General features: G+C 57.9%; 21 protein-coding genes. All 21 read left to right on the top strand.

Translation table 11 applies throughout. The features are described from left to right. Positions 1 to 105: 105 nt before the first annotated feature. Complete coding sequence (gene gyrA / locus KUO17_RS02755; protein WP_217973501.1) at positions 106 to 2,745, top strand: DNA gyrase subunit A; 2,640 nt, start codon at positions 106 to 108, stop codon at positions 2,743 to 2,745. Between the two features lie 98 nt (positions 2,746 to 2,843). Beyond that, positions 2,844 to 3,929 (top strand): 3-phosphoserine/phosphohydroxythreonine transaminase, encoded by a 1,086-nt coding sequence (gene serC / locus KUO17_RS02750; protein ID WP_217973500.1) that lies wholly within the window; start codon positions 2,844 to 2,846, stop codon positions 3,927 to 3,929. Beyond that, positions 3,929 to 5,023 carry a prephenate dehydratase gene (gene pheA / locus KUO17_RS02745; protein ID WP_163946822.1) on the top strand — a complete coding sequence of 365 codons (1,095 nt, stop codon included), beginning with the start codon at positions 3,929 to 3,931 and terminating at the stop codon, positions 5,021 to 5,023. Before serC ends, pheA begins: the two co-directional genes overlap by 1 nt. Positions 5,024 to 5,063: 40 nt before the next feature. After that, positions 5,064 to 7,301, top strand: coding sequence for a bifunctional prephenate dehydrogenase/3-phosphoshikimate 1-carboxyvinyltransferase (locus tag KUO17_RS02740; RefSeq protein ID WP_217973499.1), 2,238 nt, complete (start codon positions 5,064 to 5,066; stop codon positions 7,299 to 7,301). Beyond that, positions 7,298 to 7,984, top strand: a complete 687-nt coding sequence (cmk, locus tag KUO17_RS02735) for a (d)CMP kinase (protein ID WP_217973498.1) — start codon at positions 7,298 to 7,300, stop codon at positions 7,982 to 7,984. The genes KUO17_RS02740 and cmk overlap by 4 nt, the downstream gene beginning before the upstream one ends. Positions 7,985 to 8,108: 124 nt before the next feature. Beyond that, positions 8,109 to 9,785 (top strand): 30S ribosomal protein S1, encoded by a 1,677-nt coding sequence (rpsA, locus tag KUO17_RS02730; protein ID WP_043862680.1) that lies wholly within the window; start codon positions 8,109 to 8,111, stop codon positions 9,783 to 9,785. Positions 9,786 to 10,013: 228 nt separating this feature from the next. Continuing rightward, a complete protein-coding gene (gene ihfB / locus KUO17_RS02725; protein ID WP_163946829.1) occupies positions 10,014 to 10,307 on the top strand; it encodes an integration host factor subunit beta in 294 nt (97 codons plus the stop codon). A gap of 24 nt (positions 10,308 to 10,331) precedes the next feature. Next, the gene (locus KUO17_RS02720; protein WP_217973497.1) at positions 10,332 to 10,574 is read left to right on the top strand and encodes a lipopolysaccharide assembly protein LapA domain-containing protein; all 243 of its coding nucleotides are present in this window, start codon (positions 10,332 to 10,334) and stop codon (positions 10,572 to 10,574) included. 180 nt (positions 10,575 to 10,754) lie between these two features. After that, positions 10,755 to 11,018, top strand: coding sequence for an MBL fold metallo-hydrolase (locus KUO17_RS02715; protein WP_217973496.1), 264 nt, complete (start codon positions 10,755 to 10,757; stop codon positions 11,016 to 11,018). 537 nt (positions 11,019 to 11,555) lie between these two features. Further along, positions 11,556 to 12,692, top strand: a complete 1,137-nt coding sequence (wecB, locus tag KUO17_RS02710) for a non-hydrolyzing UDP-N-acetylglucosamine 2-epimerase (protein WP_217973495.1) — start codon at positions 11,556 to 11,558, stop codon at positions 12,690 to 12,692. Then, positions 12,693 to 13,973, top strand: a complete 1,281-nt coding sequence (wecC, locus tag KUO17_RS02705) for a UDP-N-acetyl-D-mannosamine dehydrogenase (protein ID WP_217973494.1) — start codon at positions 12,693 to 12,695, stop codon at positions 13,971 to 13,973. A 43-nt stretch (positions 13,974 to 14,016) separates the two neighbouring features. Beyond that, positions 14,017 to 15,321: a nucleotide sugar dehydrogenase gene (locus tag KUO17_RS02700; RefSeq protein WP_217973493.1), complete on the top strand. Its 1,305-nt coding sequence runs from the start codon at positions 14,017 to 14,019 to the stop codon at positions 15,319 to 15,321. Between the two features lie 23 nt (positions 15,322 to 15,344). Beyond that, positions 15,345 to 16,343 carry a UDP-N-acetylglucosamine 4,6-dehydratase (inverting) gene (gene pseB, locus KUO17_RS02695; RefSeq protein ID WP_163946855.1) on the top strand — a complete coding sequence of 333 codons (999 nt, stop codon included), beginning with the start codon at positions 15,345 to 15,347 and terminating at the stop codon, positions 16,341 to 16,343. Between the two features lie 3 nt (positions 16,344 to 16,346). Beyond that, complete coding sequence (gene pseC / locus KUO17_RS02690; RefSeq protein ID WP_217973492.1) at positions 16,347 to 17,507, top strand: UDP-4-amino-4,6-dideoxy-N-acetyl-beta-L-altrosamine transaminase; 1,161 nt, start codon at positions 16,347 to 16,349, stop codon at positions 17,505 to 17,507. Continuing rightward, a complete protein-coding gene (gene pseF, locus KUO17_RS02685; protein ID WP_217973491.1) occupies positions 17,504 to 18,208 on the top strand; it encodes a pseudaminic acid cytidylyltransferase in 705 nt (234 codons plus the stop codon). Before pseC ends, pseF begins: the two co-directional genes overlap by 4 nt. 8 nt (positions 18,209 to 18,216) lie before the next feature. Beyond that, positions 18,217 to 19,287, top strand: a complete 1,071-nt coding sequence (gene pseG / locus KUO17_RS02680; protein WP_255263361.1) for a UDP-2,4-diacetamido-2,4,6-trideoxy-beta-L-altropyranose hydrolase — start codon at positions 18,217 to 18,219, stop codon at positions 19,285 to 19,287. Next, entirely contained in the window at positions 19,284 to 19,814 is a 531-nt protein-coding gene (pseH, locus tag KUO17_RS02675; RefSeq protein ID WP_255263360.1) for a UDP-4-amino-4,6-dideoxy-N-acetyl-beta-L-altrosamine N-acetyltransferase, read from the top strand. Before pseG ends, pseH begins: the two co-directional genes overlap by 4 nt. Positions 19,815 to 19,994: 180 nt before the next feature. Then, entirely contained in the window at positions 19,995 to 21,044 is a 1,050-nt protein-coding gene (gene pseI, locus KUO17_RS02670; protein ID WP_217973489.1) for a pseudaminic acid synthase, read from the top strand. A 195-nt stretch (positions 21,045 to 21,239) separates the two neighbouring features. Beyond that, positions 21,240 to 23,540 carry a hypothetical protein gene (locus KUO17_RS02665; protein WP_217973488.1) on the top strand — a complete coding sequence of 767 codons (2,301 nt, stop codon included), beginning with the start codon at positions 21,240 to 21,242 and terminating at the stop codon, positions 23,538 to 23,540. 6 nt (positions 23,541 to 23,546) lie between these two features. Further along, a complete protein-coding gene (locus tag KUO17_RS02660) occupies positions 23,547 to 24,887 on the top strand; it encodes a hypothetical protein (RefSeq protein WP_217973487.1) in 1,341 nt (446 codons plus the stop codon). Continuing rightward, complete coding sequence (locus KUO17_RS02655) at positions 24,862 to 26,097, top strand: glycosyltransferase (RefSeq protein WP_217973486.1); 1,236 nt, start codon at positions 24,862 to 24,864, stop codon at positions 26,095 to 26,097. Before KUO17_RS02660 ends, KUO17_RS02655 begins: the two co-directional genes overlap by 26 nt. Positions 26,098 to 26,111 lie beyond the last annotated feature (14 nt).

The raw sequence follows: 26,111 nt of genomic DNA, 5'->3' as shown, positions 1-26,111 counted from the left end.
TTGATTTGTCGTAAGTCGCTGCAAGTCATTTGCTTGCAGCGGCGAGCTTCGTTCGTCCCATATGGATGTGACGAGGTTTCACCCGAAAAAGGAATCAGGCTTCTCATGGGCGAACTGGCCAAAGAAATCCTACCGGTCAATATCGAAGACGAACTGAGACAGTCCTACCTCGACTACGCGATGAGCGTCATTGTCGGGCGTGCACTGCCCGATGCGCGTGATGGCTTGAAGCCCGTGCATCGCCGCGTTCTGTTTGCGATGAGTGAACTGGGTAACGACTGGAACAAACCGTACAAGAAATCCGCCCGTGTGGTCGGTGACGTGATCGGTAAGTACCACCCCCACGGTGATACTGCGGTCTACGACACCATCGTTCGCATGGCCCAGCCGTTCTCGCTGCGCTACCTGCTGGTCGACGGCCAGGGCAACTTCGGCTCGGTGGACGGCGACAACGCCGCGGCCATGCGATACACCGAAGTGCGCATGACCAAGCTGGCGCACGAACTGCTGGCCGACCTGCACAAGGAAACCGTCGACTGGGTGCCCAACTACGACGGCACCGAGCTGATCCCGGCGGTCATGCCGACCAAGATCCCCAACCTGCTGGTCAACGGTTCCAGCGGTATCGCCGTGGGCATGGCGACCAACATTCCGCCGCACAACCTCGGTGAAGTCATCGACGGCTGCCTGGCACTGATCGACAACGCCGACATCACGGTCGATGAACTGATGCAGTTCATCCCGGGGCCGGACTTCCCGACCGCCGCGATCATCAACGGTCGCCAGGGCATCATCGAGGCCTACCGTACCGGTCGTGGCAAGATCTACATGCGTGCCCGCTCCATGGTCGAGGACATCGACAAGGTCGGCGGCCGTCAGCAGATCGTGGTCACCGAGCTGCCGTACCAGCTGAACAAGGCGCGTCTGATCGAGAAGATCGCCGAGCTGGTAAAAGAGAAGAAGCTCGAAGGCATCACCGAGCTGCGCGACGAGTCCGACAAGGACGGCATGCGCATCGTCATCGAACTGCGTCGTGGCGAAGTGCCTGAGGTGATCCTCAACAACCTCTACGCCCAGACCCAGCTGCAAGCGGTGTTCGGTATCAACATCGTGGCGCTGATCGACGGCCGTCCGCGGGTGTTGAACCTCAAGGACCTGCTCGAAGCGTTCGTGCGTCACCGCCGTGAAGTGGTCACCCGCCGTACCGTGTTCGAGCTGCGCAAGGCCCGTGAACGCGGCCACATCCTTGAAGGTCAGGCGGTTGCGCTGTCCAACATCGACCCGGTCATCGCGCTGATCAAGGCTTCGCCTACGCCGTCGGAGGCCAAGGAAGCGCTGATCGGCACGCCGTGGGAATCCAGTGCCGTGCAGGTGATGGTCGAGCGCGCAGGTGCCGACTCCTGCCGCCCGGAGACCCTCGACGAGCAGTACGGCCTGCGTGACGGCAAGTACTACCTCTCGCCAGAGCAGGCCCAGGCCATTCTGGACCTGCGCCTGCACCGTCTGACCGGCCTGGAGCACGAGAAGCTGCTGGCCGAGTACCAGGAGATTCTGAAGCAGATCGGCGAGCTGATCCGCATCCTGAACAACGCCGAACGCCTGATGGAAGTGATCCGCGAAGAGCTGGAGCTGATCCGCGCCGAGTACGGCGATGTGCGCCGCACCGAGATCCTCGATGCGCGTCTGGACCTGACCCTGGGTGACATGATCCCGGAAGAAGAGCGCGTGGTGACCATTTCCCACAGCGGCTACGCCAAGACCCAACCGCTGGCGGCCTACCAGGCACAGCGCCGTGGCGGCAAGGGCAAGTCGGCAACCGGCGTCAAGGACGAGGACTACATCTCGCACCTGCTGGTCGCCAACAGCCATACCACGCTGCTGCTGTTCTCCAGCAAGGGCAAGGTGTACTGGCTCAAGACCTATGAAATCCCTGAAGCCTCGCGTGCGGCCCGTGGCCGTCCGCTGGTGAACCTGCTGCCGCTGGGTGAGGGTGAGGTCATCACCACCATGCTGCCGGTCGAGGAATACACCGAAGGCCACTTCATCTTCATGGCCACTGCCAACGGCACCGTCAAGAAGACCCCGCTGGAGCAGTTCAGCCGTCAGCGCAGCGTTGGCCTGATCGCGCTGGAGCTGGACGAAGGCGACATCCTGATTTCCGCCTCCATCACCGATGGCGAGCGTGAAGTCATGCTGTTCTCCGACGCCGGCAAGGTCACCCGCTTCAAGGAATCCGACGTACGTGCCATGGGCCGTACTGCGCGCGGCGTGCGCGGCATGCGTCTGGCCGATGGCCAGAAGCTGATTTCGATGATCATCCCGGAAGAAGGCAGCCAGATCCTCACCGCTTCCGAGCGTGGCTTCGGCAAGCGCACCGCGATTGGCGAGTTCCCGGAGTACAAGCGTGGCGGGCAGGGCGTCATCGCCATGGTCAGCAACGATCGCAACGGCCGTCTGGTCGGCGCGGTACAGGTGCAGGATGGTGAGGAAATCATGCTGATTTCCGACCAGGGCACCCTGGTGCGTACCCGTGTGGGTGAAGTGTCCAGCCTGGGTCGCAACACCCAGGGCGTGACGTTGATCAAGCTGGCCAACGACGAGACGCTGGTGGGGTTGGAGCGGGTCCAGGAGCCGTCCGACGAGGAAGGCGACGAGGACTTCGTGGCCGACATCGATGCCGATGGCAACGCTGTCGACGCGCCGCAACTGGACGCCGCCGCTGACGAAGAGACGCCGCAGGAATAAATTGTAGAAGTGCAACCTATGGGAGCGGCTGTGGGGCGGGCGGGCCCGCCACTGCGGTGTCTGCTCCCACAGACATCAAGAGCAGAGCGAGAGTGGATGTGAGCAAACGAGCCTTTAACTTCTGCGCAGGCCCTGCTGCGCTTCCTGAAGCTGTGCTGCAACGTGCCCAGGCAGAAATGCTGAACTGGCGCGGCAAAGGCCTGTCGGTCATGGAAATGAGCCACCGTAGCGACGACTACGTGTCCATTGCCGAAAAAGCCGAGCAGGACCTGCGCGACCTGTTGTCCATCCCCTCCAATTACAAGGTGCTGTTCCTGCAGGGCGGCGCCAGTCAGCAATTTGCCGAGATCCCGTTGAACCTGCTGCCCGAAGGTGGCACGGCCGACTACATCGAGACCGGCATCTGGTCGAAAAAGGCCATCGAGGAAGCGCGCCGCTACGGCAACATCAATGTGGCTGCCAGTGCCAAGCCTTACGATTACCTGGCCATCCCCGGCCAGAACGAGTGGAACCTGACCAAGGACGCCGCTTACCTGCATTACGCCTCGAACGAGACCATCGGCGGTCTGGAGTTCGACTGGGTGCCGCAGACCGGTGACGTGCCGCTGGTGGTGGACATGTCCTCCGATATCCTCTCGCGCCCTGTCGATGTGTCGCAGTTCGGCCTGATCTACGCCGGCGCGCAGAAGAACATCGGCCCTAGCGGCCTGGTCGTGGTCATCGTGCGTGAGGACCTGCTGGGTCGCGCGCGCAGCAACTGCCCGACCATGCTCGACTACAAGGTCGCGGCCGACAACGGCTCGATGTACAACACCCCGGCGACCTATTCCTGGTACCTCTCGGGGCTGGTCTTCGAGTGGCTCAAGGAGCAGGGTGGCGTCGCGGCCATGGAGCAGCGCAACCGCGCCAAGAAGGATCGCCTGTACGGCTTCATCGACAAGAGCGACTTCTACACCAACCCGATCAGCACCAATGCCCGTTCGTGGATGAACGTGCCGTTCCGCCTGGCCGACGAGCGCCTGGACAAGGCCTTCCTGGCCGGCGCCGACGCCCGTGGCCTGCTCAACCTCAAGGGCCATCGCTCGGTGGGCGGCATGCGCGCATCGATCTACAACGCGCTGGGCCTGGACGCCGTGGAGGCGCTGGTGGCCTACATGGCCGAATTCGAGAAGGAACACGCCTGATGTCCGAACAGGAACTCAAGGCCCTGCGCGTGCGCATCGACAGCCTCGACGAGAAGATCCTCGAGCTGATCAGCGACCGGGCGCGCTGTGCCCAGGAAGTGGCGCGGGTCAAGACCGCGACCCTGGCCGAAGGCGAGGTGCCGGTATTCTACCGTCCCGAGCGCGAGGCGCAGGTGCTCAAGCGCGTGATGGAGCGCAACAAGGGCCCGCTCGGCAACGAAGAGATGGCCCGGCTGTTCCGCGAGATCATGTCCTCGTGCCTGGCCCTGGAGCAACCGCTGAAGGTCGCCTACCTGGGGCCTGAGGGGACCTTCACCCAGGCGGCCGCGATGAAGCATTTCGGGCATGCCGTGATCAGCAAGCCGATGGCGGCCATCGACGAAGTGTTCCGCGAAGTGGCGGCCGGTGCGGTCAACTTCGGTGTGGTGCCGGTGGAGAACTCCACCGAGGGTGCGGTCAACCACACCCTCGACAGTTTCCTCGAGCACGACATGGTGATCTGCGGCGAGGTCGAGCTGCGTATTCACCACCACCTGCTGGTGGGCGAGAACACCAAGACCGACAGCATCAGCCGCATCTACTCCCACGCCCAGTCGCTGGCCCAGTGCCGCAAGTGGCTGGATGCGTACTACCCGAATGTCGAGCGCGTGGCGGTGTCGAGCAACGCCGAGGCGGCCAAGCGCGTCAAGGGTGAGTGGAACTCGGCGGCGATCGCCGGTGACATGGCGGCCGGGCTGTATGGCCTGACGCGTCTGGCCGAGAAGATCGAGGACCGTCCGGACAACGCCACGCGCTTTCTGATGATCGGCAGCCAGGAAGTGCCGCCGACCGGCGACGACAAGACCTCGATCATCGTCTCGATGAGCAACAAGCCGGGTGCGTTGCACGAGCTGCTGGTGCCGTTCCATCAGAACGGTATCGACCTGACGCGCATCGAGACTCGTCCGTCGCGCAGTGGCAAGTGGACCTACGTGTTCTTCATCGATTTCGTCGGTCATCACCGCGACCCGCTGATCAAGGCGGTGCTGGAGCAGATCAGCCAGGAGGCGGTGGCACTCAAGGTGCTCGGTTCCTACCCCAAGGCTGTGCTCTGAGGTATGTCGATGCGTGATGTTCTGAACAGGGTCCTGCGCCGTGGTTGAAGTCGTAAAGCAAGGCGGGCCTGTTGTGGGTCGGCTGGTCGTGGTCGGGCTCGGGCTGATTGGCGGTTCGTTCGCCAAGGGGTTGCGTGAAAGTGGCCTGTGCCGCGAAGTGGTCGGTGTCGACCTGGATCCGCAGTCGCGCAAGCTGGCGGTCGAGCTGGGTGTGGTCGACCGCTGCGAGGCCGACCTGGCCGTGGCCTGCGTCGGCGCCGACGTGATCCAGCTGGCGGTGCCGATCCTGGCCATGGAAAAACTCCTGGCCCGCCTGGCCCTGCTTGACCTGGGTGCGGCCGTGCTGACCGATGTCGGCAGTGCCAAGGGCAACGTGGTACGCGCGGCGCGTGAGGCGCTGGGGGCGCAATTGCCGCGTTTCGTGCCCGGTCATCCGATTGCAGGCTCCGAGCAGAGCGGGGTGGAAGCCTCGAATGCTGCGCTGTTCCGTCGTCACAAGGTTATTCTCACGCCGTTGGCGCAAACCGACCCGGCCGCACTGGCCCTGGTCGACCGCCTGTGGCGCGCGCTGGACGCCGATGTCGAGCACATGCAGGTCGAGCGTCACGATGAAGTGTTGGCCGCGACCAGCCATCTGCCGCACTTGCTGGCCTTCGGTCTTGTCGATTCGTTGGCCAAGCGCAATGAAAACCTCGATATCTTCCGTTACGCTGCCGGTGGGTTCCGCGATTTCACGAGAATCGCCGGAAGCGACCCGGTCATGTGGCACGATATCTTCCTCGCCAACCGCGAGGCGGTATTGCGCACACTGGATACATTTCGCAGCGACCTCGACGCCTTGCGCGACGCGGTCGACGCAGGGGATGGGCACCAACTGCTGGGTGTTTTCACCCGCGCCCGGGTTGCCCGCGAGCATTTCAGTAAAATCCTGGCCCGCCGGGCCTATGTGGACGCTATGAACTCCAACGACCTGATTTTCCTGGCACAACCTGGTGGCCGCCTGTCCGGCCGTATTCGCGTACCAGGCGACAAATCGATTTCCCATCGCTCGATCATGCTCGGCTCCCTGGCCGAAGGCACCACCGAAGTGGAAGGTTTCCTGGAGGGTGAAGACGCCCTGGCGACCCTGCAGGCCTTCCGCGACATGGGTGTGGTCATCGAAGGCCCGCACCATGGTCGCGTGACCATTCATGGCGTTGGCCTCAATGGCCTCAAGCCGCCACCGGGCCCGATCTACCTGGGCAACTCCGGCACCTCGATGCGCTTGCTGTCCGGCCTGCTGGCCGCGCAACCGTTCGACACCGTGCTGACCGGTGATGCGTCGCTGTCCAAGCGCCCGATGAACCGCGTGGCCAACCCGCTGCGTGAAATGGGCGCGGTGATCGAGACCGCCGCCGAAGGGCGCCCGCCGATGACCATTCGTGGCGGCCACACCCTCAAGGCGCTGAACTACACGCTGCCGATGGCCAGTGCCCAGGTCAAATCCTGCCTGCTGCTGGCCGGCCTGTATGCCGAAGGCAAGACCACCGTCACCGAGCCTGCGCCGACCCGTGACCACACCGAGCGCATGCTGCGTGGTTTCGGCTACAGCGTCAGCGTCGACGGCCCCACCGCTTCGCTGGAGGCCGGCGGCAAGCTGAGCGCCACCGCTATCGAAGTGCCAGCCGACATCTCTTCGGCCGCGTTCTTCCTGGTGGCCGCTTCGATTGCCGAGGGTTCGGAGCTGGTGCTCGAGCACGTCGGCATCAACCCGACGCGCACGGGCGTAATCGACATCCTGCGCCTGATGGGCGGCGACATCACCCTGGAAAACCAGCGTGAAGTGGGTGGCGAGCCGGTGGCCGACCTGCGCGTGCGTGGCGCCAGGCTCAAGGGTATCGAGATTCCGGAGCACCTGGTGCCGTTGGCCATCGACGAGTTCCCGGTATTGTTCGTGGCCGCCGCCTGCGCCGAAGGGCGCACCGTGCTGCGCGGCGCCGAAGAGCTGCGGGTCAAGGAGTCGGACCGCATCCAGGTCATGGCCGACGGCCTGCTGGCACTGGGCGTGAAGTGCGAGCCGACCCCGGATGGCATCATCATCGACGGTGGCAGCATCGGCGGCGGCGAAGTGCACGGGCATGGCGATCACCGCATCGCGATGGCGTTCAGTGTTGCCTCGCTGCGTGCCACTGCGCCGATCCGCATCCATGACTGCGCCAACGTCGCGACCTCGTTCCCGAACTTCCTGGCACTGTGCGCCGAAGTCGGCATTCGCGTGGCTGAAGAGGGCAAGTCGTGAACCTGAATGCACCGGTCATCACCATTGACGGGCCGAGCGGTTCGGGCAAGGGCACGGTTGCCGGGCTGCTGGCCCGTGAGCTGGGTTGGCGCCTGCTGGACTCGGGTGCGCTGTACCGGTTGGTGGCATTTGCCGCCAACAACCATGGCGTCGATCTGACCAATGAAGAGCTGCTGGTGAAGCTGGCGGCGCACCTGGATGTCCAGTTCATCGCCGCCGAGCCGGGCAAGCTGCAGCAGACCATTCTGGAAGGCGATGACGTGAGCAGCGTGATTCGCACCGAGACGGTTGGTGCCGGGGCGTCCATGGTTGCTTCGCTGCCTGCGGTGCGTGACGCGCTGCTGCAGCGTCAGCGCGCCTTCCAGGAAGCCCCGGGCCTGATCGCCGATGGGCGGGACATGGGCACGGTGGTATTCCCCGATGCACCGTTGAAGATTTTCCTCACGGCCAGTGCCGAGGAGCGGGCGCGTCGTCGATACTTGCAGTTGAAGGGCAAGGGCGATGATGTTAGTCTGTCGAGTCTGCTAGATGAGATACGTGCGCGCGATGAGCGCGACACCCAGCGCGCAGTGGCCCCGCTCAAGCCGGCGGCCGATGCCATCCAACTGGATTCCACGGAATTGTCCATCGAGCAGGTGTTGGAACGCATCAGGAGCGAAATCGCACTTCGCGATATCGCCTGATACCAGGGCAGCATGCAGGGGCACCAGTCAACGTCCTGCAGGCTTACCCTTTAATGAACGAAACCCACATTGTCTGGAATGTGGCTGATGGGCGTATGTCTCGCCCTAATCTACAGGAATTAAAATGAGCGAAAGCTTTGCAGAACTCTTTGAAGAAAGCCTGAAAACCCTCAACCTTCAGCCAGGTGCGATCATCACCGGTATCGTTGTCGATATCGACGGTGACTGGGTTACTGTCCACGCCGGTCTGAAGTCCGAGGGCGTCATCCCGCTCGAGCAGTTCTACAACGAAGCTGGCGAGCTGACCATCAAGGTCGGTGACGAAGTTCACGTTGCGCTGGACGCGGTCGAAGACGGCTTTGGCGAAACCAAGCTGTCCCGTGAAAAAGCCAAGCGCGCCGAGTGCTGGATTGTTCTGGAAGCAGCTTTCGCCGCTGAAGAAGTGGTCAAGGGCGTTATCAACGGTAAAGTTAAAGGCGGCTTCACTGTCGACGTTAACGGTATCCGTGCGTTCCTGCCGGGCTCCCTGGTTGATGTCCGCCCAGTGCGCGACACCACCCACCTCGAAGGCAAAGAGCTGGAATTCAAGGTCATCAAGCTGGACCAGAAGCGCAACAACGTTGTCGTTTCCCGTCGCAGCGTCCTGGAAGCCGAAAACAGCGCCGAGCGCGAAGCTCTGCTGGAATCGCTGCAGGAAGGCCAGCAAGTCAAAGGTATCGTCAAGAACCTCACCGACTACGGCGCATTCGTTGATCTGGGCGGCGTTGATGGCCTGCTGCACATCACCGACATGGCCTGGAAGCGTATCAAGCACCCGTCGGAGATCGTCAACGTTGGCGACGAGATCGACGTCAAGGTACTGAAGTACGATCGTGAGCGTAACCGCGTTTCGCTGGGCCTGAAGCAACTGGGCGAAGACCCATGGGTTGCTATCAAGGCACGTTACCCAGAAAGCACCCGCGTCATGGCGCGTGTGACCAACCTGACCGACTACGGCTGCTTCGCAGAGCTGGAAGAAGGCGTGGAAGGCCTGGTACACGTTTCCGAAATGGACTGGACCAACAAGAACATCCACCCTTCGAAAGTCGTACAAGTCGGCGACGAAGTGGAAGTCATGGTTCTGGACATCGACGAAGAGCGTCGTCGTATCTCCCTGGGCATCAAGCAGTGCAAGTCGAACCCATGGGAAGACTTCTCTGGCCAGTTCAACAAGGGCGACAAGATCTCCGGCACCATCAAGTCGATCACCGATTTCGGTATCTTCATTGGTCTGGACGGCGGCATCGACGGTCTGGTTCACCTGTCGGACATCTCCTGGAACGAAGTCGGCGAAGAAGCCGTACGTCGCTTCAAGAAGGGCGACGAGCTGGACACCGTGATCCTGTCGGTTGATCCAGAGCGTGAGCGCATCTCCCTGGGCATCAAGCAACTGGAAGACGATCCGTTCTCCAACTACGTTGCTGTCAACGACAAAGGCGCTATCGTCAAAGGTATCGTTAAAGAAGTTGACGCCAAGGGCGCTATCATCACCCTGGCCGACGACATCGAAGCCACTCTGAAAGCTTCCGAAATCAGCCGTGACCGCGTTGAAGACGCGCGTAACGTTCTGAAGGAAGGCGAAGAAGTTGAAGCCAAGATCATCAGCGTTGACCGCAAGAGCCGCGTAATCAACCTCTCCATCAAGTCGAAAGACGACGCTGAAGAGAAAGAAGCAATCCAGAGCCTGAAAGCTGCTCCGGAAGCTGCCGCCGACACCACCATGGCTGCACTGCTGCGCGAAGCAATGGCCAAACAGAACTGAGTTCTGCTTGATCATTAAAAAGGGCGACTTCGGTCGCCCTTTTTTGTGCCTGCGATTTGGCGCCTCCCCTTGTCCTACCAGTGCCGTAGGCCATCGATCCCGACAGTTCCCTTTTCAGCGCAATTTTGAATTTTTGATTAAGTCAAGAAGCGCCCTGTTCAAATCCTTCGGGGCGTGCTACAAACAAAGGAAGCAATGATCTAGCTGCTTGATAAAGAAGGGAAAAGTATGACGAAGTCCGAGTTGATCGAACGAATTGTCACCCATCAAGGGCTGCTTTCATCCAAGGATGTGGAGTTGGCCATCAAGACCATGCTTGAACAGATGTCCCAGTGCCTGGCGACCGGAGATCGTATCGAGATCCGCGGCTTTGGCAGCTTCTCGCTGCACTACAGAGCGCCGCGGCTGGGCCGCAACCCGAAGACCGGCCAGTCGGTAAGCCTGGACGGCAAGTTCGTCCCGCACTTCAAGCCCGGCAAGGAATTGCGTGATCGGGTCAATGAAGAGGAAGAGGGCGCATGATCGCCGCTGAGCAAGGAGCGCGCCATGCGTAATCTGAAGCGTGTGCTGTTGGCGCTGGTGGTCCTGTCCATCGCCGCCGTTGTGCTGCTGTTTGTGCTGGAGAATCAGCAATCGGTAGCCCTGGTGCTGTTTGGTTGGGCTTTGCCGGCCTTGCCGCTATCGGTTGTGGTGCTGGTTGCGCTGGTGGGTGGTTTGCTGGTTGGCCCGCTGATGGGCGTCTACATCGGGATGCGTGCCAAGCGTCGCGCGCGGCGTATCAGCCAGTAACGCCGGCCACAGATATCCATCTGTCATCCAAAGTAGAGCCTTCCCACGGCAACTGACTGAAGATGCCACGCGGCAGCGCCCGTGTTTTATGGAGTAATGGCGCTCCATTAAACACTCCAGAAAACGGGCTCGCATGGCATATCCTGCTGTTACCCATCACGGCGCCATTCATGGTGCCCGTTGCACGTCAGTGCCGATCACAGCGTATTGATCGACTGTGGCCTGTTCCAGGGTGAAGATGCCCGCCGCTCGCCGGGTTTGAATATCGACTTCCCGATAGGCGGCATCCAGGCGCTGCTACTTACTCACATTCACCTCAATCACTGGCCTCGGCAGCTGCGTCTGGTGCATGGTGAGCTTGGGGTCAAGCAGGCTTGGCGCACGGCATTGATGGAGCGCGCAGCGGGAGGGGGATGCTGTGCCTGGGGTACCGCAGCAGTGTGAGGGTGGCTCCTGGCGGCATTAGTGCTGTCATGATGATGCGCAACTCGCCCGGGTTGCGTGAAACATCCGCTCGGTTGCTGAGACATGCCTGTGGCGCGCAGATCGAGGCGCGGCGGGCTGATGCGCGACGATTTCACTGACGGTAAAGAAAGCCAACTTCGATGAAGGGCCTGTCTCCCAGGCGCCGGGAAGTTGCGCGCACGCTCGTCTGCTCGGCTCGAAATGAAACCATGGCCGCGTGCCTTGAGTGCCGATAACGACATGTGTATCCGCAGGAGTACCCTCAATGACTTGAAGGTCATGCCGTGCGATGAGTGTCATGATATCCTTTGTCGGCTAATAGGCCAGAGTTGTCGGTCGCCATTGGGCGTCTGAGGCACGAGCGTGCATGGGGAACTAGCGGCCAGGAGGGCGCTGGCGTACCGTTGTGCGTGCGCTGCAAGCAGGTGTCGCGACGTTGGATGTTTCTGATTGCCAATTGCGAATGGTCTGGTGGTGCAAACCTTTTTAAAAATGGTCTTGGATTGTGTGGTTTAAATGACGATAAAAGCGCTTTGTGTCTTCGGTACGCGCCCTGAGGCCATCAAGATGGCGCCTCTGGCGCTCGCGCTGCGAGCGGACCCGCGTTTCGAGGCAAAAGTCTGCGTGACCGGCCAGCATCGACAGATGCTTGATCAAGTGCTGGAGTTGTTTGAACTGACACCCGACTTCGATCTCGACATCATGAAGCCGGGGCAGGACCTTACCGACGTGACCAGTTCGATTCTGCTGGGCATGCGCGAAGTTCTGCACGACTTCAAGCCCGACGTTGTGCTGGTGCACGGCGATACGGCCACTACCTTTGCCGCCAGCGTCGCTGCGTATTACCAGCAAATCCCGGTCGCCCATGTCGAGGCGGGCCTGCGTACGGGCAACCTCTATTCTCCCTGGCCGGAGGAGGGTAACCGCAAGGTCACAGGGGCACTTGCCTCATTGCACTTTGCGCCGACTGAAACTTCGCGAGAAAACCTGCTGCGAGAAGGTGTCAATCCAGAGAGCATTGTCGTGACGGGCAACACCGTGATTGATGCGCTGCTGCAGGCGGTTACCAAGCTGGACAGTGATGCTGCGCTCAGGGCGCAGATCGCTTCCCGTTTTGAGTTCCTGCGACCGGAGCGCAAGCTTGTGTTGGTTACCGGGCATCGCCGGGAGAGCTTCGGTGGTGGCTTCGAGCGTATCTGCCAAGCCCTTGTGGACACCGCACGGTGTTTTCCTGAGGTAGAGATTGTTTACCCCGTTCACTTGAACCCGAACGTGCGTGAGCCAGTAAACCGTTTGTTGGCGGGTATTGATAATGTGCACCTGATCGAGCCTCTCGACTACCTGCCCTTTGTCTATCTGATGAATCAGGCCTATCTGATCCTGACGGACTCCGGTGGTATTCAGGAGGAGGCGCCCTCGTTGGGCAAGCCTGTTCTAGTCATGCGTGATACCACGGAGCGGCCTGAGGCAGTCGATGCCGGTACCGTCAAGTTGGTGGGTACGAATACACGTACCATCACTGATGGGTTGCTTACCTTGCTTACCGATAACAACGCATATAGTGCCATGAGCCATGCTTACAATCCTTACGGGGATGGAAAGGCGTGCTCTCGGATTGTTGCAACCCTAAGCTCCGTGATTAAGAGGCTGTAAATGACTTTTGGCACCATTGCCGTCATTGGGTTGGGCTACATCGGTCTCCCCACTGCGGCTGTATTCGCTTCGCGGAAAATACAAGTAATAGGCGTTGATGTTAATCCTCGCACGGTGGAAATAATCAATCGTGGCGAAGTTCATATAGTCGAGCCAGATCTCGACATGCTTGTACATGCGGCTGTGACGGAGGGCTTTTTACGCGCGACGTCAGTGGCTGAGCCAGCCGATGCGTTTTTAATTGCTGTGCCGACACCATTTAATGCTGAACATGAGCCGGATTTGTCATTCGTCGAGTCTGCTAGCAAAAGTATCGCACCGGTTCTGAAGCCTGGTGACCTGGTCGTTCTGGAGTCCACATCGCCAGTGGGGGCGACCGAGCAGATGGCCGCCTGGCTTGCCAGCGCTCGTCCGGATTTGTCGTTCCCCCAGGATGCGGGAGAGGCGTCGGATATTCGTATTGCCCATTGCCCGGAGCGCGTCTTGCCGGGGCATGTGATTCGTGAGCTGGTACATAACGATAGGGTAATTGGCGGGATGACACCGCGCTGCTCCGCATTGGCGGCCAGCCTCTACAAAATGTTTGTGGATGCTGAGTGTGTCATTACTGATTCTCGTACTGCCGAAATGTGCAAGCTGACGGAGAACAGCTTTCGCGATGTCAATATCGCCTTTGCCAACGAGCTGTCCATCATCTGTGACAAGGTCGGTGTGAACGTGTGGGAGCTGATTCGTCTGGCAAATCGTCACCCTCGGGTTGATATATTGCAGCCAGGGCCGGGTGTCGGCGGGCACTGCATCGCGGTCGATCCCTGGTTTATTGTCAGTCAGGCGCCAGAAGAGTCGCGTCTGATTCGTACTGCCCGGGAGGTTAACGACAGTAAACCTCGGTGGGTGTGTGGCAAGGTCGATGTGCTCGTCGACGAGTTGGTTCAGCGCGGCGCAAAACAGCGAAACGAGCTGAAAATCGCGTGCTTTGGGTTGGCGTTCAAGGCCAATATTGACGATCTCAGAGAAAGCCCGGCGCTTGCCATTACGGTGGATATTGCTGCGCGTTATCCGGGGCAAGTCCTGGCTGTTGAGCCGCACATCGACGCAGCGCCTGTGGCGTTGATCGAGGCGGGCGCCGAATTCGTCGACTTTTCCACCGCAACCACTGCGGACATTTTGGTTTTCCTGGTCGATCATAAAATTTTCGATAGCAAATCGCTGGTGTTGAATGGCGATCAGCGGCTTTTGGATACGCGCGGCGCTATGGCAGCTTCTGCTCGCCAGAACTGAGTGCTGTGTATCTCGTATTGGTATTTCAGGTAGGGGTTTTTGAATGAAGCAACAGCTTCTCGGCCGGTTGACTGAGCGCACCGCCAGCATAGGCATTGTCGGCTTGGGTTATGTTGGGCTGCCACTGGTTCTACGCTACGCAGAGGTAGGGTACAAAGTGGTCGGTTTCGATATCGATCAGTCCAAGATCGATTGCATCGCTCAAGGTAAGAGTTATATCGAGCATATCCCTGCCGAGGCCATTGCGGGCGCCGTGGCGCAGGGGTTTGAGGCCACAACCGACTTTACCCGTGCTGCTGACGTCGACGCATTGATTCTCTGCGTGCCCACGCCGCTCAATAAATACCGCGAGCCGGACTTGAGCTTCGTGCTCGATACCACCGCCTCGTTGGTTCCCTACCTGCGCGCGGGGCAAGTGATATCGCTGGAGAGTACGACCTACCCAGGTACCACGGACGAGGAACTGTTGCCGCGTATCGAATCTCGTGGCCTTGCGGTAGGCGACGATATCTTCCTGGTTTACTCGCCTGAGCGAGAAGACCCGGGCAACCCCAACTTCACTACCCGCTCGATTCCGAAGGTATGTGGTGGTCACACTGCTGCGTGCCTGGAGGTCGGCATGGCCTTGTATGGCCAGGTGATCGACAAGGTTGTCCCTGTGTCGAGCACGCGTGCGGCAGAAATGACCAAGCTGCTGGAAAATATCCATCGCGCGGTGAACATCGGCCTGGTGAACGAAATGAAGATCGTTGCCGACAAGATGGGTATCGACATTCATGAAGTGATTCGTGCCGCCGCCACCAAGCCTTTCGGCTTTGTACCCTACTACCCAGGGCCGGGCCTTGGTGGCCACTGCATTCCGATCGATCCGTTCTACCTGACCTGGAAAGCGCGTGAATATGGCCTGCATACCCGTTTCATCGAGTTGGCCGGCGAGGTCAATTCGGCAATGCCGGACTATGTGATTGCCAAGGTTTCCAGTGCGTTGAACGAACGCAAGAAGGCGGTTAACGGCAGCAGGGTCCTGGTATTGGGCATCGCCTACAAGAAGAACGTCGATGATATGCGAGAGTCGCCCTCGGTGTTCATGATGGAAAAACTGAGGGCTCTGGGTGCTGTGGTGCACTACAGTGACCCGCATGTCCCGGCATTTCCGAAAATGCGAGAGCACCATTTCGACCTTTCCAGCGTGGCACTCACTGCCGATGTGATCCGTAGCTATGACTGTGTATTGTTGGCGACCGACCATGACAAGTTTGATTTCGACATGATCGGCAGCGCCGCGAGCCTGATCGTCGACTCCCGAGGCAGGTACCTCAAGCCAGCCGACAATGTTGTCAAAGCTTGAGTCAACCTAAAGAGATAAATGTGATGCTGACCAACAAAACAATCCTGATTACCGGTGGTACAGGCTCATTTGGCAACACCTTCGTGCCGATGACGCTGGAAAAATACAATCCCAAGAAAATCATCATTTTCTCGCGCGATGAAATGAAGCAATGGGAGATGGCCAAAAAATTCCAGGGCGATTCGCGCGTGCGCTTCTTTATCGGCGATGTGCGCGACAAAGATCGTCTCTACCGTGCGCTGGATGGTGTGGATTATGTGGTTCACGCGGCGGCCACCAAGATTGTGCCGACGGCTGAATACAACCCGTTCGAATGCGTGAAAACCAACATCAATGGTGCGATGAACCTTATCGATGCCTGCATCGACAAGGGCGTGAAACGCGTTGTGGCACTGTCTACCGACAAGGCCAGCAGTCCGATCAACCTGTATGGCGCCACCAAACTGGCGTCCGACAAACTGTTCGTGGCCGGCAACTCCTACTCGGGTGGGCATGAGACTCGATTTGCGGTAGTGCGCTATGGCAATGTCATGGGCTCCCGCGGCTCGGTCATTCCCTTCTTCATGTCGATCAAGGACCAGGGCGTCCTGCCGATCACGGACGCGCGCATGACGCGTTTCATGATCTCCCTTGAGGAGGGTGTGGAACTGGTCTGGCATGCTTTCGAAGACATGGAAGGCGGCGAGATCTACGTCAAGAAGATCCCGTCGATGAAAGTGACCGATCTTGCCCACGTTGTCGCGCCCGAAGCGCGCCAGGAAATCATTGGCATTCGCCCCGGTGAGAAGCTGCATGAGCAGATGATCAGTTCCGAGGATGCCTACTACACGTACGAGTATCCGGAGCACTTCAAGATACTGCCCACCATCAACAACTGGGCCACTTGCGCGAAGCGGATCAAGGATGGCAAACGCGTGGCAGAGGGCTTCGTCTACTCCAGCGACAACAACTCGGAGTGGATGGGAGAAGTCGAGCTGCAGGCTTGGATCGATCTCAATCGTGACAAGATCGGGAGTATCTAACGCATGATCCCTTATGGCCGGCAGGACATCACTCAGGCCGACGTCGACGCAGTCATCGCCGTGCTGAAGTCCGACTTTCTCACGCAGGGCCCCATGGTGCCGCGCTTTGAGCAGTCGGTGGCCGAGCACGTAGGCGCTCGGCATGCGCTGGCAGTCAACAGCGCGACCTCGGCATTGCATATCGCCTGCCTGGCGCTGGGGCTTGGCCCGGGAGACTGGTTGTGGACCACTCCAGTAACCTTCGTCGCATCCGCCAACTGCGGGCTGTACTGCGGGGCGCAGGTCGACTTTGTCGATATTGATCCACGTACCTACAACGTGAGCGTGGAAGCACTGGCTGCCAAGCTCGCGTTGGCCGAGCGTGAAGGCACGTTGCCCAAAGTGGTGGTGGCCGTTCATCTTTGCGGCCAGCCCTGTGACATGCAGGCAATTGCCGAGCTGGCACAGCGCTATTGCTTCAAGGTAATCGAAGATGCGTCCCACGCTATCGGTGGCAAGTACCAGGGCGAGTTTATCGGCAACTGCCGCTACAGCGATATCACCGTGTTCAGCTTCCACCCCGTGAAGATCATTACCACGGCCGAGGGCGGCATGGCGTTGACCAATGATGCCGAACTGGCCGAGAAGATGGCATTGCTGCGCAGCCACGGCATCACCCGTGACCCGGCGAAGATGACCCACGAGGCGGACGGCCCCTGGTACTACCAGCAGATCGACCTGGGCTTCAACTACCGCATGACCGAACTGCAGGCTGCGCTTGGCGTCAGCCAGATGGAGCGCCTTGATCAGTACGTCGCTCGTCGTCATCAATTGGCTCGTCGCTATGACCAATTGCTTGCCGACCTGCCGGTGATCACGCCTTGGCAGCACCCTGACAGCTACTCGGGGTTGCACCTCTACGTGATTCGTCTGGAACTCGAAGCGCTGAACATCAGTCATCGCGAGGTATTCGAGTCGCTGCGCGGGCAAGGAATCGGGGTGAACCTGCATTACATCCCGGTCCATTCGCAGCCGTATTACCAACGACTGGGGTTCCGGGTGGGAGACTTCCCCGAGGCGGAGCGCTATTACGCGCAGGCCATCAGCCTGCCAATGTTCCAGACCATGAGTGAGCAACAGCAGGATGTAGTGGTTGCGGCGCTGAACAAAATCCTGCTGCCATGAAGCTGGCCGTGATTCCCGCGCGAGGCGGCAGCAAACGCATACCGCGCAAGAACATCAAGTTGTTCTGCGGCAAGCCTATGCTTGTCTGGTCGATCGAGGCTGCCCTGCAAAGCGGGGCTTTCGATCACGTGATTGTCTCAACGGACGATCAGGAAATTGCCGAGCTGGCACTGCAACACGGTGCCACTGTTCCCTTTATGCGACCTCAGCAACTTTCCGATGACCATACCGGGACCATTCCGGTCATTCAGCATGCAATCGAATGGTTCAATGCCGCTGGCCATCCTGTCGACCTGGCTTGTTGCCTGTACGCGACGGCGCCTTTCGTAAGGGCTGAAGATATACGTCGAGGGCTGCAAGTGCTTGCGCAGTCAGCTAGCGAGTACGCCTTCACCGTTACCAGTTACCCCTTCCCCATTCAGCGGGCGATCCGTGTGACCGGGACAGGGCGGGTCGCGATGTTCAATCCCGAGTATTTCAATACGCGGTCGCAGGATCTGGAGGAAGCCTTCCATGATGCTGGCCAGTTCTACTGGGGGCGTGCTTCGGCCTGGTTGCGTGGTGAGCCCATCTTTGGCCCTGGCTCGGCACCCATAGTGCTTCCTCGCCATCGTGTGCAGGATATCGATACTCCGGAAGACTGGGAGCGCGCTCAGTGGCTGTTCAAGGCGATGCAGGCACAACCGGACTGCCCACTATGAATGTTGTAATGCGAGTCGATGCTTCGCTCGATATCGGTACAGGGCATGTCTACCGTTGCCTGACCCTTGCAGATGCCTTGCGTGGGCAGGGCGCCGAGTGCCATTTCATCTGTCGCGAGCACCCGGGCCACCTGATGGCACTTATCGCCGAGCGTGGCTATCCAGTACATTCGCTCGGCGAGCCGGCTGCCGTTGCTGCTGTCGGCACCTTGGCGCATGCCCAGTGGCTGGGGTGCTCCCAGGAGCAAGACGCAAGTGATTGCGCCGCGCTTCTGCCATCGCTGCGCGCTGACTGGCTGGTCGTTGATCACTACGGTCTGGATGCACAATGGCAGGCGGCCCTGCAGCCGCACTATGGCAAGCTGCTGGTCATTGATGATCTGGCCGACCGGGCTCACCTGAGCGACCTGCTTGTTGATCAGAATCTGGGCCGTACGCCCCAATCCTATCAGGGGCTGGTTCCCAGCCAGAGCGTACTTTTGACCGGCCCAGAGTACGCCTTGTTGCGTCCTGAGTTCGCTCTGTTGCGCAGCGCCAGCTTGCAGCGCCGCAATCAGCTTGCCCGCCCCGAGCAGATTCTGGTCAGCATGGGCGGAGTGGATCAGCCCAATGCAACGGCCCATGTCCTCACCGCCTTGCAAGACTGTGCCCTGTCGCAGGCGAGCCATGTTCGTGTGATCATGGGGGCGACGGCGCCGTGGATCGATGAGGTGAGATCTCTGTTGCAGGGACTCCGGTTTTCAAGTGAGGTGCTGGTCAATGTCCGCGACATGGCGCGACTGATGGCGCAAAGCGACCTGGCGATCGGAGCCGCGGGTGGCTCATCCTGGGAGCGATGCTGCCTGGGGCTGCCCACGTTGCTGGTCACCCTGGCGGACAATCAGCTGCCTGGTGCCATGGCACTGCACGAGGCCAAGGCCGCTCGTTGGCTTGGTGCAACAGATAGTATTGCGCAGCGGTTGGCACCGGCCTTCGACGAGGTCACCCAGGCGCTTGGCGCTTTCAGTCAACAGGCTGCAGGCCTTTGTGATGGGGTGGGCGTGGAGCGCGTGGTGGCGCATATGTTGGGGAAGAAATGAACGTGAGTATCCAAGGCCTTTTGCGACGAATGGAAGAGCGTGACCTGCAGCTTGTCCTCGCTTGGCGCAACCATCCCGATGTTCGCTGCTTCATGTTCAATTCTTCAGAAATTACCTGGGATGAGCACGTGGCATGGTTTGCCAGTGTTTCCCGGAATGCGCGTAAACACCTGTTGGTGTATGAGTCGGATGACGTGCTGCTCGGCTTCGTCAACTTTAGCGAGTTGGCTGGTCGGGTGGTGGAGTGGGGGTTCCATGCCGCCCCGCAAGCGCCTAAAGGTACAGGTAAACGTATGCTTGGCCTGGCACTGGAATACGGTTTCACTCAATTGCGCGTGCATAAAGTTTCGGCACAGGTATTAGAGGGCAATCCGCGTTCGCTGGCGCTGCATCGTCGGTTGGGCTTCACGCAGGAAGGTTGTCTTCGTGAGCAGCACTGCGATGGGGTTGGCTATCAGTCGGTCTACTGTTTCGGTCTGCTGGCGCATGAGTGGCGGATTGCCAGGGAACAGGCTAAAACCGCGTAACTCTGCCCGCCTCTAGGTGTCTTTGCATCCCTGTACGGGGAGGCGCTAAGGTTGGCGCAGCGTAAACGAATCAGGTGTGCTCCCGCGTCTCAATACTCAAGTGGGGCGCGGGAGTAATAGTTTTTAGGGTCGGTAGATAATCCGGCCACGGTATTCAAATTTTTAAGAGCAGTGCTTGCCATGACCTGTGAAATTAACGGTAGAAAGATCGGTAAAGGCCTCCCTCCCTACATCATTGCGGAACTGTCCGCGAACCATAATGGCTTGCTGGAGCGCGCGCTCGAGACGATCAAGTCCGCATACGAGAGCGGCGCAGACGCCATCAAGATGCAAACCTACACCGCTGACACGATGACTATCGACTGTGACCGTGAAGAGTTCATGATCCGCGGTGGCCTGTGGGATGGCTACAAACTGTACGACCTCTACAAATGGGCGGAAACACCCTACGAGTGGCACAAGCAGATATTCGACTATGCCAAATCGCTGGGTATCACCATCTTTTCCACACCATTCGATGAGAGTGCTGTCGATCTGTTGGAGGAGTTGGGTGCACCTGCCTACAAGATCGCCTCGTTCGAAGCCACCGATTTGCCACTGATTCGCTACGTGGCCAGCAAGGGCAAGCCGATGATCATGTCCACCGGCATGTGCTCCGAGGCGGAAATCGAGGAAGCTGTGGCCACCGCAAGAGAGGCGGGTTGTCAGCAGTTGGTGCTGCTGCACTGCATTAGCAGTTACCCCGCGCCGGTCGACCAGGCCAACCTCATGCAGATGCCGGTGCTCGCTGAGCGCTTTGGCACTATTCCTGGTCTCTCCGACCACACCCTTGGCACCACGGTCTCAGTGGCCGCTGTGGCGCTGGGTGCTTGCGTAATTGAAAAACACTTCACCATCAGCCGTGCCGACAAAGGGCCAGACAGCGAATTCTCTCTGGAGCCACATGAATTGCAGCGCCTTTGCAAAGACACTCGGGATGCCTGGTCGGCATTGGGCAAGCCTGGCTTCGAGCGACAGCAGGCCGAGGTCGGCAATAAACAGTTTCGACGCTCGATTTACTTTGTTCGCGACCTCAAGGCGGGTGATGTGATTACCGAGCAGGACATTCGCAGAATCCGGCCGGGTTTGGGGTTGGAGCCAAAGTATTGGGATCAGGTGGTAGGGCGGCAAGTAAGCAAGGACGTACTCAGGGGGGAGGCGCTGACGTGGCTTGTGTTGGCGGATAAGTGATGTCGGCGGATCGCACTCCACGTCACGACGGGGCGAGGTGGGGCGCGCTGATTGGTTGTGCCGCTGAAGAAATTCACCCATGAATGCGCCTGATTTTTCAGCAAGCTGCAAGGCTGGCTTTGCAGAAGGCTGGTTTTGCTATTTCGTTTTTTAAAGTTGTCGCTAAGCGTATGTCTTTTTTCTCTGGGGGGTCAGGTGTTTAAATCAGTACTGGTAAAGATCGTGCGCTCAAATGATTTCTTGCACCTCCTGGTTAAAAAGATTGTGAGGCATCGTGCTGAGGGCAGGGCGCATTTTGGGGGTAAATTAACTGCTCAGGTAAATGGGCATGCCATCGCGCCCTCCTCATTGGGGGAGTTTCAGCAGTTATCAAAACTTAGAAATTATCGAAGTGCCGTTGGCTTGTTGAATGGCGTGTCGCTTGAGACGCTTGGGTTGAGCGACCAACTTTTGGCTATTCGTTGCTTGTATGCTACTGCGGACGGAGTGAAAGCTGATTTCTGGGTGAAGTCGCTTGTAAGGAAGTTGCCAGAACTGAAAAACGTAAAGGTGGATAAGTTTTCTGACCTTGTAGAGTGCGTCAGGTTTTCTGGTATGCAGTATGCCGAAAAAAACAATCTTTTTTGTATTTTGGCCTCTTATCTGGAGGAGCACTTTCCTGAGGAGGAGGCAGCAAGACTAAAATTCAATGTTTCGCAATTTTATCTCAAGTTGGAGTTTGATGCTGCAATTTCTCCTCTCGAGTTTGTCAAGTTGACTGAGTTTTCCGAGAGTGTTGTCTCGAGTTGCTCAGGTGTGTTCACCTTGTTGTTGTCTTATGGTTATCACGCAGAAGTCTATAACTACTTAGGTAGATGCTTGTTGGGAGGGCGACCGAACCTTGTTTTGACGCGCCTCGTTATCAAGTTTATGCCGGAGTGGTTCGATGGGCGTTCAGATGTATTTTTTGATGTTGTGACCGCTAACAAATCTGATATAACGCTAATGCAGACTCTTCATGCTCGAAGGAATGAGAGGGACTATTTTTATGCGGCCTATCAGCAGTGCTTTGATTTTGTTTATTCTAGCTTTCCCGATTTGAATGTGGCAAGGCAGGATGCTGTCCTGAACTTTTTGTTACGCTGTGATCTTTGGGATGAGGCACTGAGTTTAATCGATGATGGGGCAGTGTCGGATCGTGTGCTTCCTAAGATGATTATTTTAGGGTTTAGATACCTTGATCTTGGAGATCACGGTGCAGCGCTCTATTGCTTTCAGCGTGTACTGGAAGAAGATTCATCGGATAGCCTTGCTGCAGGTGGCCTTCGCTTTGCTACGCCGCGAGCAGGTCTCGATATGCGGACTATTCTGGAATGTAGGTCCAGGATTGGTTATGGTATTCGCGCGTCTGGAAGAAAGGGGCTTGTCAAAAGTGCATCCGAATATACGACGATTGAGGCAATGGCAGGTAATTACCTCACGTACTATTCTTCAAAGAGAAATCAGTGGCGGTGGAAGATTCTGGGTCAGCTTCTTGGGGAAAAGTTTTATAGTTACAAGCTTTTGCCTGATAGTTGTCCGGAGAAAGAGCTCTATATTATTGCAGACGAGGGGGTGGGGGATGAAATTCGCTCATCTCAGTTTTACGGGATTATTCAGGATAAATATGGGCGTGTATCTGCGTCATGTGATCCGCGGTTGGTAAATATTTTTTCCCGGTCTTACCCCGAGATTAATTTTTTTCCTGTTCGCCGTGTTAGGAAAGTAATGGCAACTAGGTCCGATACACTGAATGCGCGTTTGACAGGTGTGCATGAAAGTGTTTCAGCATTTTTTAATGATGACACCTATGCAGAGATGCAGCGTGCGGATTATGTTACTTTTTCACAAAACCTGATGTTCAATGGTTTCTCTGGACATATTGCCCGGCCGGAGCGCGGGGGATACCTCCAGTGGGATCGTTCGATGTGCGTGCCTCCATCTATCGGGAAACTAAAGATAGGAATACTGTGGCGAAGCCATCTTATGATTGGCATGCGTAAGCTGATGTACCTGCGCCTAGAAGATTTTGCGCCGCTGACCGAGTTAGAGGGCGTGGAGGTTTGGTCTATACAGCATTCGATGACTGAGGCTGAAACCCAAACCTGCCGTGATCTTGGCATCCGGTTGCTGGATGATGTGGATCTGTTCAATGATTTCGAGGCGACGGCCGGTTGTCTGTTGGGGCTGGATCTGTTGATTGGTATCAGCAGTGTGCCTATGGAGCTAGGCGCTGCGCTGGGTATCGAAACCTGGATGCTGGGCTTCTCTCCCGAAAACTACTACCTACGTACCGCTGGCGGAAAAACGGAGGTAGACCAGTTGACCCTGAATTCTACCGTGGTCGCCCCGCTGTGGATCGACTTCACCGAACCGCAAGAAGTGTGTGTGCGCGAAGTCTTCGATGAGGTTAAGCGTCGTTTGATGCCAAGGTTAGCCAGCGTGCGGGCTGAGTATCAGCAAGTAGCCGAGGGGTAAGGCCTCATGTTCATGCGCATGCGTACCAAATACCGTGGGGCGCTCAAGCACTGTCTCGCGTTAAGGCGTTTGATCGCCAGGTTGGGGGTGTGGCGGTTCGCGCGCATGCTCTGGCTTTTCCATCGAGGGTTGGTGCGCATCTTTACGGTGCTGGAGTTTGGTCGATTCGTTTCGGGCGCTGGTAACAAAGGGCAGGGCATTCCGGCGCTGGCGGCGGTGAGCGATCGAAAAGGGTTGCTCGTGGCCGTGAGGCAGGAATTTACACGCAGAAGAGAAACGACTTACGTGCACGTCGAAAGTCGCGCATTATTCTTTGGCGCTACTGCGAATAATGAGCGGGAGTTTTATTTTCTCTCGGCGCAGGCCGCACACGTAGGGCTTGAATATTCAAGGGCGGTCAATCTATCTTTTGCGGAGAAACAGCAGTGTTTGGAAAGTCAGGAGGATACGACCTGTAAGCTGATTTTATTTGGCATAGTCAAAGGCTTTAGTCATCGGTTGACGTGTCATTCCGTGAGCGCAGATGCGGTGTTGAGCTACTGCAGGTATTTTTATCGCTTCTTTCGCTTTTTCTTGCAAGAGTCCAAGCGGTTGCCGCTGATAGCGGTGGTGGCGAATGATCACTCTGCGAGCACTGTGGCTTTTTCGATGGTCATGAAGTTGTTCAATGTGCCTCGTATATATTTGCAGCACGCAGAAGTGTCGCCGCGCTTCCCTGCATTGGATTTCGAGTATTCCATACTGCGTAATAATCATTCGGCACAGGTCTACAAGCATGTTGGGCATTCACGTGGGCAAGTCTACGTCGTTGGAAGGCATCGGCCAACGGCGGAGTTCACCAGGCTCTTCGGGACTGTTGATGGGCGCGTGACGGTCGTTGTCTACCTGACGGCTGTGTTCTTACCGGGCCCGTTGCTGGCGGTGGTCGAGGCGCTGGCGCAAAATCCAGATGTGTTAAATGTTCAGGTTAAGTTACACCCGCGCACTTCACCTGAGCTGCGCGAGGCTATCTCATCTGTGCAATTAGTGACGCAGATGCCGGAGAGCGAGCATATAGCAATTGTAGGTAATTCTTCCGTGACCATCGAGCTGCTCGCTGCCGGGATCAAGGTTTTTCAATTGTTTTCGTTGGATGATGTTGGCGTAGACTATTACGGATTCGCTGCCAAGGGTCTGACGCCGGAAGTTTCATTCTCCGACTTGGAAAGTAACTTTTGGCGGCAACCTTTCTATACTCAGGCATGGAGAAGTACGATGGCGGATTACGACCCGGCACTCGCGCCATCCGACGATGATCTGCAGCCATTTCTCCGGGATCTTGTTGCATATTTGGGTGCAGTTCAGTAAGGTGCTGCGCGTGGGATGGCGGCTGCTATTTGAAGTATTTCCTCGGGAGCGTGGTGTGATTAAGAAGGCGGTTGGGCTTGCAAAGAGGTTGTTGAAGCAGTTCTTGATGCGTGCATGGTTGGCAGTGCCATCATTCAAGGGGCTTACTTACAAACCTGATGCCAACGTATTTTTGTTCCTCCCCATCAATGGTGCCGGGCTAGGGCATCTAACGCGCTCGCTGGCAGTCGCTCGTCGTCTTCAGCAGCAAAAGCCAGACGCCAAAATTGTCTTTCTTACCACCAGCATCGGTGTGACCCTGGTGCACCGGGCGGGGTTTGCTTGTCACCATGTTCCACCTGCGGCTCTGCTGAATGAAAGCCCTGTGGCATGGAATCAGTTGTTCTTCCGCAACATCGACGCCGTTTTGGCACTTCACCGTCCTGGCACTCTGGTATTTGATGGTACGGCACCTTATCTTGGGTTGCAGCGCATCATGCGCCGCTATGCCAGTATTCGCTATGTGTGGATCAAGCGCGGCTTGTACAAGGCCGGTGTAGATCAACAGAAGCTCAAGGGTTATATCGCGCTTTTCGATAGCATCATTGCGCCCGGTGAACTCTCTGAGGCCAAGGACGCCAGTGACGAGGTCGAGACGAAAGTACGTCGAGTCGATCCCATTGCATTGCTTGATCCTCAGGATCTGCTGGATCGCCCAACGGCGCGTAAAATACTACGTCTTTCCCAGGATCGGCCCTGCGCTTACGTGCAACTTGGGGCGGGCAATATCAATGGCATTGCAGACCTGCAGGACAGTGTGATCAGGCACTTGCAGCGCCGGGGTATCGAGGTGGTGCTGGGGCAGTCGCCTATTGCTCTTAAGCCCGAGCCCAACCTGGATGCTGATAGTGTCATCGTCGATTATCCTAACAGCCGGTATTTTGCCGCTTTTGATTTTTCCATTTTGGCGGGCGGTTATAACTCGGTGTGTGAGGCCGTTATGCTGGGATTGCCGACGCTGTTCGTACCCAATATGTCTACGGGGGCCGATGATCAGTTACGTCGTGTCGAGATGACCGCTAATTTTGGTCCTTATAAGGTCTTGACCGAAATTGACGAGAGTGTGCTGGATGCCTCGATAGAGGCGTTTTTGAGCGAGCGTATTCCCTCTTCTTATCGAGGGCGAAACGGTGCAGAGGCCGCCGCCAAAATATTGTTGGAGTTACGGTGATGGGCGACGTGCAA

This window comes from Pseudomonas aegrilactucae (assembly GCF_019168305.1).
In the GTDB taxonomy this organism is placed as follows: Bacteria; Pseudomonadota; Gammaproteobacteria; order Pseudomonadales; family Pseudomonadaceae; genus Aquipseudomonas; species Aquipseudomonas aegrilactucae.
This window is presented reverse-complemented; position numbering and strand designations above follow the sequence as displayed.

Coding starts and splice junctions, on each gene's coding strand:
- gyrA (WP_217973501.1), top strand. CDS start 106: ATGGGCGAACTGGCCAAAGAAATCCTACCGGTCAATATCGAAGACGAA.
- pheA (WP_163946822.1), top strand. CDS start 3,929: ATGTCCGAACAGGAACTCAAGGCCCTGCGCGTGCGCATCGACAGCCTC.
- rpsA (WP_043862680.1), top strand. CDS start 8,109: ATGAGCGAAAGCTTTGCAGAACTCTTTGAAGAAAGCCTGAAAACCCTC.
- ihfB (WP_163946829.1), top strand. CDS start 10,014: ATGACGAAGTCCGAGTTGATCGAACGAATTGTCACCCATCAAGGGCTG.
- KUO17_RS02720 (WP_217973497.1), top strand. CDS start 10,332: ATGCGTAATCTGAAGCGTGTGCTGTTGGCGCTGGTGGTCCTGTCCATC.
- wecB (WP_217973495.1), top strand. CDS start 11,556: ATGACGATAAAAGCGCTTTGTGTCTTCGGTACGCGCCCTGAGGCCATC.
- wecC (WP_217973494.1), top strand. CDS start 12,693: ATGACTTTTGGCACCATTGCCGTCATTGGGTTGGGCTACATCGGTCTC.
- KUO17_RS02700 (WP_217973493.1), top strand. CDS start 14,017: ATGAAGCAACAGCTTCTCGGCCGGTTGACTGAGCGCACCGCCAGCATA.
- pseB (WP_163946855.1), top strand. CDS start 15,345: ATGCTGACCAACAAAACAATCCTGATTACCGGTGGTACAGGCTCATTT.
- pseC (WP_217973492.1), top strand. CDS start 16,347: ATGATCCCTTATGGCCGGCAGGACATCACTCAGGCCGACGTCGACGCA.
- pseF (WP_217973491.1), top strand. CDS start 17,504: ATGAAGCTGGCCGTGATTCCCGCGCGAGGCGGCAGCAAACGCATACCG.
- pseG (WP_255263361.1), top strand. CDS start 18,217: ATGCGAGTCGATGCTTCGCTCGATATCGGTACAGGGCATGTCTACCGT.
- pseH (WP_255263360.1), top strand. CDS start 19,284: ATGAACGTGAGTATCCAAGGCCTTTTGCGACGAATGGAAGAGCGTGAC.
- pseI (WP_217973489.1), top strand. CDS start 19,995: ATGACCTGTGAAATTAACGGTAGAAAGATCGGTAAAGGCCTCCCTCCC.
- KUO17_RS02660 (WP_217973487.1), top strand. CDS start 23,547: ATGTTCATGCGCATGCGTACCAAATACCGTGGGGCGCTCAAGCACTGT.